The 1,017-nt window shown below is 73.3% G+C and carries 1 protein-coding gene and 1 pseudogene; both read right to left on the bottom strand.

Translation table 11 applies throughout. The features are described from left to right. The coding region (locus ABT324_RS33385; RefSeq protein WP_502949839.1) for a DUF8017 domain-containing protein at window positions 1-666 on the bottom strand (666 nt) is incomplete at its 3' end. Between the two features lie 59 nt (window positions 667-725). Beyond that, a pseudogene (locus ABT324_RS33390) lies at window positions 726-1,017 on the bottom strand (LON peptidase substrate-binding domain-containing protein); the annotation flags it as partial.

Here is a 1,017-nt window from a genome sequence, read left to right on the forward strand (position 1 = left end):
GCTGGCCAAGCTCGTCGAGCTGGCCAGCGTCTCGGAGGCGACCGCGGCGTTGTCCGGTCCCCGGCGGGCGCTCACCCCGGACGTCGCGCGGTAGCTGCGGGGGTCACCGGGGCAGAAACCGACCTGGTAGTCGGCCACCCCGGTCATGGTCACCGGGTCCTCCGGCGGGCCGTAGGCCTGGATGTTCTCCGGGTTGGGGTCCAGCTCCCACCCGCTGACCGGCACGTCGTAGAGCGCGGTGCGCTTGGGCACCCGCACCACCTGCCAGCCAGGGACGACCGGGGTCAGGTCCGGGTTGGCCGTGCTCGGCGGCGCGGTGGTGGTGGTCTTCCTGGTGGTGGTCGGGGACGGCGCCGGTTGCGGTTGCGCCTCGTCGCGCCCGGTGGGGATCAGCAGCACGACGACCGTGGTCACGATGGCGATCACGGCCACCGCGGCGAGCGTGATCGCGGTGATCAGCGGACCGCGGCTCTTCTTCGGCGGTGGCGTCGGGAAGCCGCTGACCATGCCCGGGTACTGCGGCTGCTGGGGCTGCTGCGGCTGGCCGTACGCGCCGAAGCCCTGGTACTGGTCTGGCTGCGAGTACTGCGCGCCGCCCATCGGTTGACCGGTCAGCGGGTCGTACTGCTGACCGTGGGAACCCCAAGGACCACCGGGTGAGGACATGCGTTGATCCTATCCAGCGGCCCGTGGGCGATATGCCCAGGTCGGCGCAAGAACCGGCGTCAGTTCGCGCTGGAGCCCCGGGTGAACTCGGCCAGCGGCGCGGGCACCGCGCGCAGCTCGCGGAGGAACTCCGCCTCGCGCAGCAGCAATCGCCGGACCGCTCGCAGCCGCATCAGCGGGTCGGTCTCGGCCAGCAGGTCCTGCCGGTCCTCCACGGTCAGCACGCAGTCGTCGGCCAGCAGGTAGGACAGCGCCGCGGCGTCGTCGTCGGTGCCGGGGGCCTCGCGGCTCCCGCCGCGCAGGCCGGTGGAGTGGTAGCGCTGGTGCGCCGCGCGGGCGGCGGTGGCCAGG

It is taken from the genome of Saccharopolyspora sp. NPDC000359 (genome assembly GCF_040300525.1).
Classification (GTDB): domain Bacteria; phylum Actinomycetota; class Actinomycetes; order Mycobacteriales; family Pseudonocardiaceae; genus Saccharopolyspora.